We start from the raw sequence: 8,949 nt of genomic DNA on the forward strand, positions 1-8,949 counted from the left end.
TTTCAATTTTTACCCCCGCTGTAGAATATCCTGTAAAGCACTTGATATCGTTGGAAACCTAAATGTAAATCCACTATTCTCCAACTTTTCAGGTAATACCCAACGGCTTTTTAAAAGCAGCTCTGTCTCCGTACCAATTAAAGCAGCGCCTATTTCCAGTAGCCATTTGGGAGATGGTAGACCAATGTTACGGTTCATTACTTGTCGAAAAGTCGCCATAAAAGTCTTATTCATTATCGGTTGGGGAGCCGCACAATTGACGACACCATCCATATCTCCATGATCTTTTAAGAATAAAATAATTTGAAAAAGATCTTCAATATGGATCCAGCTAAAATATTGCTGACCATTTCCTTGTATACCTCCTAGTCCAGCGCGAACCAAATTTTTGAAAGGAAGGATAACACCTCCATCCGCACCCAAAACAATCGCCATCCGAAGTGCCACCTGTCTTGTCTTTTCCAATTTGAAGTCGAAAAAAGTCTTTTCCCATAATTTGGCAACATCAACAGAAAAACCTGTTCCGATCTCCCCCGAACTTTCGGTCATCGGACGATCTTCGGCGTGCCGATAAATGGTTGCTGTACTGGAGTTGAGCCACAATTTTGGTGGATTGGTACAGCCTACGATCAGCTCACCAAGAATCGTTGTCGTCTTTGTTCTTGAAGAAAATATTTCGGCCTTATTTTTTTCGTTATATCGACAGTTGACAGACTTTCCGGCTAGATTGATTAGCATCTCCGCATTTTCCAGTGCATCGGAAATGCCGGATCGATCGGTCCAAAGGATATTGCCCGGCCGACGGCCAATGATGATAACCTGGTAGCCCAATGTCTGAAATCTCTCGGAAAGATATTGTCCAACAAAACCTGTTCCTCCAGCGATGACTATTTTATGCATGGCAAGTGTGTTTACAGTCCAGTTCATGATGCTACATCATTAATTTGATCAATTTAATTAATAAATCTCCCCCGCTTGTATTGAAAATCTTGTTGGCAATAGTTTCGAGTTGATCCGTCAGATTTTGGATGTCCTTGACCGTTTTATGGAATTCTTTACCTTCTGCCGTCTGATCCTTCTCGGTATTTCGGCTGATATCTTTTAAAATATCCATAACGGGGTCAAGTTCTTTTTGCTTACGCATTACCGCAATTTTCATGGCCCATTTTAAGACTTCTTTCTCGGCAACAAAATATTCTTTTCTGTCGCCAGCAATATGCTTTTTGTAGACGATGCCATAATCGATCAATTGTCGGATACTCATATTGGCATTGCCGCGCGAGATCACCAACTTGTCCATAATCTCGTCTGTAGACATGGGATTGCTTGCCGAGAGGAGTAAGGCATGAACTTGCGCAACGGACTTGTTGATTCCCCATTCAGAACCTAATGCCCCCCAGGTGTCTATAAATTGCTGTTTTGCTTCTTGTAATTCCATCGTGCTTTTATTTTGCCAATACCTCAATTTGTTTTTATCGGACTATTGAACCGATCGGCTTTCTCGTTCTTTTTATGAATTGCTTATATTAAAGTTATTCAAAGTTTTTGAACTTTCAAAAATTTCTGAAAATAAAATAAGTTTAAATAGACAAGTCACCATATCGTAATAAGAATTTGCTTTTCTTGCGGACTTTTCGATTTGTTTTAACTTTGCCTGCATTATGGCGGCAACTTTGTATAATCCATTCAAACAATTTCAGTTTGATTCAGATATTTGTTTTTTAACAGGAAATAAACTCCAATCGGAAGAAGAATCCATTCAGGTGTTTCCTGCATGGATGATGAAATCTTTTCAATTGGAAGATAAACCTTTTAAAATGCTGGATGAGAATCTGGTGACTTATAAATCGTTGAAGCTCCCCTGTTCCATAACTGCAGCTGAAGCGATCGAACAAATGGAACGTGTGGTAGAACAGTCGTTTGAACAAGGTTATGAAGCCGTCAAACAGTTGGATCCCTTATTATTGTTTCAATGGATGACAAAAATCATCTATGGGGTGGTCTTTAATGAAATTCTTGCGGGAATTCGGCAGCAAAAAGCTTCTGGCGAAGATATGAACTTTTCTCAGGCCCTTGCACAGCGTTTTACAAATCTCCATGCGATGTTGCAGTCGCTGGTTGTACCGATGGAGTTTGAAAATACCTTCCCATTTTCATTGGTTGTTGTACCGGTTGAGAATGCACCCGATACATTTATGTATCGTGATGAAATCAATACCTTGATCTTTTCTATCCGCATGAAGGACTTTGCTGTAATCGCCTGTCTTCAAGATAATGCCACAAACAATATTTATCACGAAGATATCCTCAAGGTTATTGCGGGCAAAACATTGCATCCCATTCAGTTTGAAGAATTGTGTGCACGCTATTTTTATTCAGCCTACTTATTTAATCGTTTACCAGATTATACCTATTTAAATACCCCGCAAAAAGTCTATGTTGAACCGATGCCATTAGCAGATATGTCGATGAAACCTATCTTTGATCATTGGCAAAACAAGACCTATGGCCAAGTTTTGGAAAATTTTTGGAAACCTTGGGGTTTGACCTTGTTCGAGATTATTAAAAATCCAGAGCATCCGATTAGTTTTCTTGTTGACGAAGCAGGAGAGTTTGTTACTGATATTGCTAGGCCGCTCAATTAGTCCAAAAGAATTAAAGTAATAAATTATCTTATATAAGCGTTAAATGGTACGGTTATGGATAGGATAGGGTATGTATTTAACAGGATTCAAGACTCTTTTTTCAGTTTTACTTTTTATGGTATGGTGTACTTCCGCAAGTGCACAAGTGATTGCTAAGCGGGATATCCCTGCAGACAGTATCGCACAGCATGTTGATGATTTTCCCTATTTCAAGGGCGGGGTGGTGGCCTGGTCCAAATTTATACAAAATAATCTGGATCTGTCCGGAACAGTCCGGGCAATGGACAGTGTGGCCTATGCAAAATACGGATCTCGGCAAACGGCAATTCTGAAATTTATTGTTTGCGAGGATGGGGCGATCTGCAATATTGAAATCGAGAATCCCGATAAGATAAGCCCCGAGTTTGCAAAGGCTGTGTTGTCTGCTATGCGCCGGTCGCCACAATGGATGCCTGGTCAGGTCAAGGGAAAACCGGTTAAAACAAGATTCAGGCAACCTGTCGTTGCTGTGATCGAATAAATTGATAAGAAAAGAATAGCTTAAATTTTCACCATTTATAAGATAATATGTCATTTTGGGATAAAGTCAAAAAGATTATGAGTAGCGGAGCGGAGGAATCTTCGCCTGATAAAAAAGATACAGAAATTACTGCCGGAGGTTCTACGGTCTACCGTTATGAAGATCAATCTGATGATAAGGATCCAAAAAACTTATTTCCGGAGGTACAATGTGTTTATCTGGATGAGATTGAGGAGCATTTGACCAAATATATTGCCGAACCCGATATGGTGTTCCATGAGATAATCTCTGAGCTTGTTCATATCGATGTTCATTGGATTAAACCAAGTGCAAATTATCCATACCATATCTTGGTTACTTCGGGCATGAGTGACCTGGCTATGCATGTTCCAGATGAAGTGGAAAACAAAGAGTCTTATGAGCGCGCAGAGCTAATGGTTGTGCTGCCCGCTGATTGGAAGATCGGAGAAGAGGAATTTCAGGATGACAATAATTATTGGCCGGTCTACTTTTTGAAAAGATTAGCGCGGTTTCCACATGAGTACAAAACCTGGCTGGGCTATGGGCATACCATTCCCAATGGCATGGAAGCCGAAGATATTGCAAATACAGGTTTCGGTTGTATGTTGCTGCTTCCGCCTATGTTAAGTTTTGATGAGGAATTTTTGGAGTTAAAGACCAAAGATGGTAATCTGATCAATTTTTATGCAATGATTCCCGTGTATAAAGAAGAGATGGATTACAAACTGGAAGAGGGCACAGATGCACTCTTAGACTTGTTTGATGAATATGGAATTTCCGAGCTGGTCGATATCGACCGTCCCAATGTCTGTAAAGATAGATAGTTTATAAAAAATATGCAATGCGATGGGCTATTTTAGAGCTTTTAGCATTGCATATCTTTTTAGGAAATACTTTTTTCTATAATTGCTATCGTTTTATCGATATCCGCATAGCTCACATTGAGGTGCGGTCTAAAACGGATACTTTTCTCTCCACAGCCTAACATAATCAGTTTATTGGCGTAGGCTTTCTTGATAAATTCATTCCGTGCAGCTTCCGATTCGAAATCCACTGCAACGAATAAACCCTCACCCCGTAAATTGGACAGCTGCGGTTTTTTCGCTAGCAGTTCCTGGAGCTTATCTTGTAGATAGCGCCCTTTTTCTGCCGCATTTTGAATCAGGTTTTCTTGCTCTATGACTTCAAGAATTAATTTAAAGCGGAGCATATCCATAAAATCGCCACCAAATGTCGAATTGATACGACTGGATTCTTGAAAGACATGATGTTCCACCTGATCAAATTTTTCCTTGCTCGCCAGTATACCGCAGACTTGTGCTTTTTTGCCGAAGGCAATGATATCGGGAATGACGTTATAATGTTGGTAAGCCCACATTTTTCCCGTAATACCCAATCCCGTCTGTACCTCGTCAAAAATTAAGAGGATCTGATTTTCATCACATATTTGACGAAGCTGTACGAAAAATTCCTTTCGAAAATGGTTGTCGCCACCTTCACCCTGTATCGGTTCAATAATAATGCAGGCAATATCGTTGGGGTTAGCCGTGATCGCCTGACGTATTTCTGAGACAGCTTTTTCCTCCAAAGCAATCGTCTGGCCGATATGTTCGTTTGTTAAAGGATAGCTCAATTTAGGATTGGTAATGCGTGGCCAGTTGAACTTTGGAAAATAAAGGTATTTTCTGGGGTCTTGTGTATTCGTTAATGACAAGGTATAGCCCGATCTACCATGAAAAGCCTGTCTAAAGTGAATGACCTGGCTGGCTTCCTTTTGTATTCCCTGTGCAAAATTAAGCCTTGTCTTCCAGTCGAAGGCAGCTTTTAATGCATTTTCCACGGCGAGTGTTCCCCCCGAGATGAAAAAGGCATAGGGGAGTTCTTTCGGTATGGCTACGCGATCAAAAGTGTCGACAAAATCAGCAAACTCTTTGGGGTAAATATCTGACATGGCTGGCTTATTGACGGCCATTTTACCCAGGAAGTCACGTTGTTTGACCAAATGTGGATGATTGTAACCCACGGCCATGGAGGCAAACATACTGAACATATCGAGGTATTCATCCCCATTTTCATCCACGACATAAGAACCATGGGATTTCTCCATATCCATAACCAAAGGGAATCCATCGGCTAATATATGTTTGCTTAATCTTTCATGTACGCTGCTCATAGTTTTGTGTGTAAATGGTTTATAAATCAAATTTGATACCTTGTGCCAAGGGAAGGTCAGTTGTATAATTGATGGTATTTGTCTGGCGGCGCATATAAGCTTTCCAGGCATCTGATCCAGACTCCCGGCCTCCGCCAGTCTCCTTTTCGCCCCCAAAAGCACCTCCGATTTCGGCGCCCGATGTGCCGATATTGACGTTGGCAATACCACAATCAGAGCCAGCAGGACTGAGAAATAGCTCGGCTTCCCGTAGGTTGTTGGTCATAACGGCAGAAGACAATCCCTGGGCGACGCTGTTTTGAAGTGCTATGGCCGCACTGATATCCCCTTTGTATTTGATTAAGTAAAGAATAGGGGCAAAGGTCTCATGCTGTACGATTTCATAATGATTTTCAACTTCGGCAATGACAGGCTGCACATAACAGCCACTTTCATACCCTTTGCCTTCAAGGACCTTTCCCTTGATCAGCATTTTTCCCCCTTGTGTTTTAATTTTGTCCAGTGCGTTTAAGTATGATTTTACGGCGGCTTTGTCGATCAATGGTCCCACATGATTTTTCGTGTCCAAAGGGTCACCAATTTTTAATTGACCATAAGCTTTTGTCAGTTGTTTTTTGACGTTGTCATAAATGTCCTCATGGATAATAAGTCTTCGGGTACTTGTACAGCGTTGTCCGGCTGTACCTACGGCACCAAATACAGCACCGATAATGGTCATTTTTAAGTCGGCGTCTGGAGTAACGATGATCGCATTGTTTCCACCGAGCTCCAAAAGTGTTTTACCAAGGCGTTGTGCTACGGTAACGGCGACTTCTTTTCCCATTCGGGTAGATCCTGTTGCAGAAATCAAGGCGATGCGGTTGTCTGCCGAAAGCCACTCGCCAACTTCCCTGTCGCCCATAATGAGGTTGGATATTCCCTCGGGCAGCCCGTTGTTGTGTAAGATTTCTGCAAGTAATTTTTGGCAGGCTATGGCACATAACGGTGTTTTTTCGCTGGGTTTCCAGACGACAGTGTTGCCGCAGACCAAGGCGAGGGCGGTGTTCCATGCCCATACCGCCACTGGAAAGTTAAATGCTGTAATAATACCGACGACACCCAAAGGATGATATTGATCGTACATGCGGTGCCCAGGACGTTCCGAATGGATGGTATTACCATACAATTGACGGGATAGGCCCAAGGCGAAGTCACAGATATCGATCATCTCTTGGACTTCACCCATGCCTTCTTGGTAAGATTTTCCCATTTCATAGGAAACTAATTTTCCGAGAGTAGGTTTAAGCTCACGTAGCTTGTCTCCCAACTGGCGAACGATGTCTCCTCTTTTTGGAGCAGGCAGTAGGCGCCAGTGTAAAAATGCATCTCCGGCCTGCTTAATGACTGCTTCATAGTCTTTACGATTGCTACTTTTTATGTTTGCGATGAGTTTTCCATCGACAGGTGAAAAGGATTCGAATTCTTTACCTTCGGAAAACCATTGCTGTCCAGTTGATGATCCTAAATTCTGGGAAGATATTCCAAGTGTTTTAAGCGCTGATTTTATCATAATGGTTTATTTTATTCGTGGAATAGTTTAAATATATGAAATAAATTTTTTGTTGACAAGTTTGTTCTGAATATTGTTCAGTGAAAAATAATCGTTATCTTAGATAAGCTAATGTAGACTATATCATGATCAAACAGATTAATACCGATTATTACCAGGTGGACGATTTATTGTCCGAAGAACATAAACTGATACGGCAGTCTGTCCGTGATTTTGTGAAAACAGAGATAAAGCCTTTCATTGAAGATGCGGCGCAGGAGCACCGTGCTATTGCGGGTTTGATGCCTAAATTGGGGGCAATTGGAGCGTTGGGACCTTATATTCCTGTCGAATATGGTGGGGCAGGGTTGGATCAGATTTCCTATGGCTTGATTATGCAGGAATTGGAAGCCGGTGATTCGGCAATTCGTTCGGCAGCATCGGTGCAATCCTCTTTGGTGATGTTTCCGATTTATACCTATGGTAGCGAGGAGCAGCGTCGTAAATATTTGCCGCGGTTAGCATCGGGCGAGTTGGTCGGTTCTTTTGGGCTTACTGAGCCTAATCATGGATCTGATCCGGGGGGAATGGAAACGAAATTGACGGCAAAAGGAGATGGTTTTTTATTGAATGGAGCCAAAATGTGGATTACAAATTCGCCTGTCTGCGATATTGCTGTCGTTTGGGCACGAGATGAGGCCGGAAAGGTGCGGGGAGTAATTGTTGAACGTGGAATGGCTGGTTTTGAAACGCCAGAGACCCTGCATAAATGGTCTTTGCGCGCTTCCAAAACAGGTGAATTGGTTTTTCATGATGTTTATATCCCTGCCGAAAATATACTTCCTGCTGTAAATTCAATGCGTGGCCCACTTTCCTGTTTGAATTCGGCCCGCTATGGAATTTCATGGGGCGTGATCGGAGCAGCAATAGACTGTTATGAAACTGCGGTTCAATATGCGTTGGAGCGACATCAGTTTGAAAAGCCAATTGCCGGTTTTCAATTGCAGCAAAAGAAGCTGGCGGAATTTCTGACAGAAATTACCAAGGCGCAGTTGCTGTCGTGGCGTTTAGGAGTACTCAAGAATGAGGGGCGTGCTACTCCTCAGCAAATCTCCATGGCAAAGCGGAACAATGTGAATATGGCGCTGCAGATAGCGCGTGAATCTAGGCAGATTCTTGGCGGAATGGGGATTGTCGGTGACTTCCCAATAATGCGACATATGATGAACCTAGAGTCTGTAGTTACCTATGAAGGGACGCATGATATTCATTTATTGATCACAGGACAAGATATTACGGGGCTGAACGCTTTTTCTTAATCTTTTTCTTCGTACGAACACGCTTTATACAGTAATAAACGATGCTATGATTTATTGAATTTTTAGTCAATAAGAGGTGGCATCGTTTGTGTATATTTTGCTGCATTAGTGTGGATTCGTGGATGCTTCTACATCATGTTAATGCCTATGTAATTTTATTACTTATATAATTTTGTTAGCGCTAATACTTATATAATTATGTGGTGTTAATACTTATTATGTAATAAGGATTCAATAGACCTCATTTGTCCCTGTAGGTATATTCTATCGTTCTCTTTTGGTCATTCCATGTGAGCGCTATGATCAGTCGCCGTTCAAGCCGATAACAGGCTAACTTCTTCATAAGCATTGTATTTAATTCCGATGCTTGAAATCAGTATGGCAAATCAGTACCGCGAAATGGTTTTTTCCTTCGTTATAGCGTGTTTTTCCGAGTTGTTTTCGTGTTGCAGCGTCGCTGCGGAGTTTTTCGGCTGCGGTTCGGATTGGCGTTGGTCTTTTTTAGGGGCATCCGGGGGATATGGTCGCGTTCGGAGCGTCATTTGCCCGTGTTGGCAGCGGGGTGAGTGCGGGCTTAGACTCGGACTCAACACGGACTCAACACGGTTGCAGGGCAAATCTGCCCCGAGCATGGTACGAAGCAGGTGGAGATGGGAGCCGAAGGTTCCCGCAAGCCCTGCGCAGCAGCCGGAGCCCTGTCCACGAGGCGGAACCCTAGTTTGCCCTAAATGAGCCATGCTTCC

The 8,949-nt window shown here is 42.4% G+C and carries 8 protein-coding genes; 4 read left to right on the top strand and 4 right to left on the bottom strand.

Annotated features, from left to right (window positions below; genetic code table 11):
- Nucleotides 1-9 precede the first annotated feature (9 nt).
- Together B3297_RS03645 and B3297_RS03650 are read right to left on the bottom strand one after the other, a co-directional pair.
- Complete coding sequence (locus B3297_RS03645) at nt 10-927, bottom strand: TIGR01777 family oxidoreductase (protein ID WP_286778448.1); 918 nt, start codon at nt 925-927, stop codon at nt 10-12.
- Between the two features lie 4 nt (nt 928-931).
- Nucleotides 932-1,438, bottom strand: a complete 507-nt coding sequence (locus B3297_RS03650) for a GbsR/MarR family transcriptional regulator (RefSeq protein ID WP_201303460.1) — start codon at nt 1,436-1,438, stop codon at nt 932-934.
- 223 nt (nt 1,439-1,661) lie between these two features.
- On the opposite strand from B3297_RS03650, the gene B3297_RS03655 reads away from it, so the two are divergent.
- The 3 genes from B3297_RS03655 (at nt 1,662) to B3297_RS03665 (ending at nt 4,010) form a co-directional block, all read left to right on the top strand.
- A complete protein-coding gene (locus B3297_RS03655; RefSeq protein ID WP_115047073.1) occupies nt 1,662-2,645 on the top strand; it encodes a hypothetical protein in 984 nt (327 codons plus the stop codon).
- Nucleotides 2,646-2,715: 70 nt separating this feature from the next.
- Nucleotides 2,716-3,165, top strand: coding sequence for an energy transducer TonB (locus tag B3297_RS03660; RefSeq protein WP_083295803.1), 450 nt, complete (start codon nt 2,716-2,718; stop codon nt 3,163-3,165).
- Between the two features lie 77 nt (nt 3,166-3,242).
- Complete coding sequence (locus B3297_RS03665) at nt 3,243-4,010, top strand: suppressor of fused domain protein (RefSeq protein ID WP_070562050.1); 768 nt, start codon at nt 3,243-3,245, stop codon at nt 4,008-4,010.
- 59 nt (nt 4,011-4,069) lie between these two features.
- On the opposite strand, the gene lat is transcribed toward B3297_RS03665, so the two are convergent.
- Together lat and B3297_RS03675 are read right to left on the bottom strand one after the other, a co-directional pair.
- Nucleotides 4,070-5,359, bottom strand: coding sequence for an L-lysine 6-transaminase (gene lat / locus B3297_RS03670; RefSeq protein ID WP_286778449.1), 1,290 nt, complete (start codon nt 5,357-5,359; stop codon nt 4,070-4,072).
- Between the two features lie 19 nt (nt 5,360-5,378).
- A complete protein-coding gene (locus tag B3297_RS03675) occupies nt 5,379-6,908 on the bottom strand; it encodes an aldehyde dehydrogenase family protein (protein ID WP_070562035.1) in 1,530 nt (509 codons plus the stop codon).
- Between the two features lie 125 nt (nt 6,909-7,033).
- Here B3297_RS03675 and B3297_RS03680 point away from each other — a divergent pair, with 125 nt between their 5' ends.
- Complete coding sequence (locus tag B3297_RS03680) at nt 7,034-8,206, top strand: acyl-CoA dehydrogenase family protein (RefSeq protein ID WP_286778450.1); 1,173 nt, start codon at nt 7,034-7,036, stop codon at nt 8,204-8,206.
- Nucleotides 8,207-8,949: the final 743 nt, after the last annotated feature.

It is taken from the genome of Sphingobacterium sp. UBA3519, assembly GCF_002377215.1.
Taxonomy (GTDB): domain Bacteria; phylum Bacteroidota; class Bacteroidia; order Sphingobacteriales; family Sphingobacteriaceae; genus Sphingobacterium; species Sphingobacterium multivorum.

What these genes read in the sequence shown, in the direction of transcription:
- B3297_RS03645 (WP_286778448.1), bottom strand. Translation starts at nt 927, where the DNA reads ATGAACTGGACTGTAAACACACTTGCCATGCATAAAATAGTCATCGCT.
- B3297_RS03650 (WP_201303460.1), bottom strand. Translation starts at nt 1,438, where the DNA reads ATGGAATTACAAGAAGCAAAACAGCAATTTATAGACACCTGGGGGGCA.
- B3297_RS03655 (WP_115047073.1), top strand. Translation starts at nt 1,662, where the DNA reads ATGGCGGCAACTTTGTATAATCCATTCAAACAATTTCAGTTTGATTCA.
- B3297_RS03660 (WP_083295803.1), top strand. Translation starts at nt 2,716, where the DNA reads ATGTATTTAACAGGATTCAAGACTCTTTTTTCAGTTTTACTTTTTATG.
- B3297_RS03665 (WP_070562050.1), top strand. Translation starts at nt 3,243, where the DNA reads ATGAGTAGCGGAGCGGAGGAATCTTCGCCTGATAAAAAAGATACAGAA.
- lat (WP_286778449.1), bottom strand. Translation starts at nt 5,359, where the DNA reads ATGAGCAGCGTACATGAAAGATTAAGCAAACATATATTAGCCGATGGA.
- B3297_RS03675 (WP_070562035.1), bottom strand. Translation starts at nt 6,908, where the DNA reads ATGATAAAATCAGCGCTTAAAACACTTGGAATATCTTCCCAGAATTTA.
- B3297_RS03680 (WP_286778450.1), top strand. Translation starts at nt 7,034, where the DNA reads ATGATCAAACAGATTAATACCGATTATTACCAGGTGGACGATTTATTG.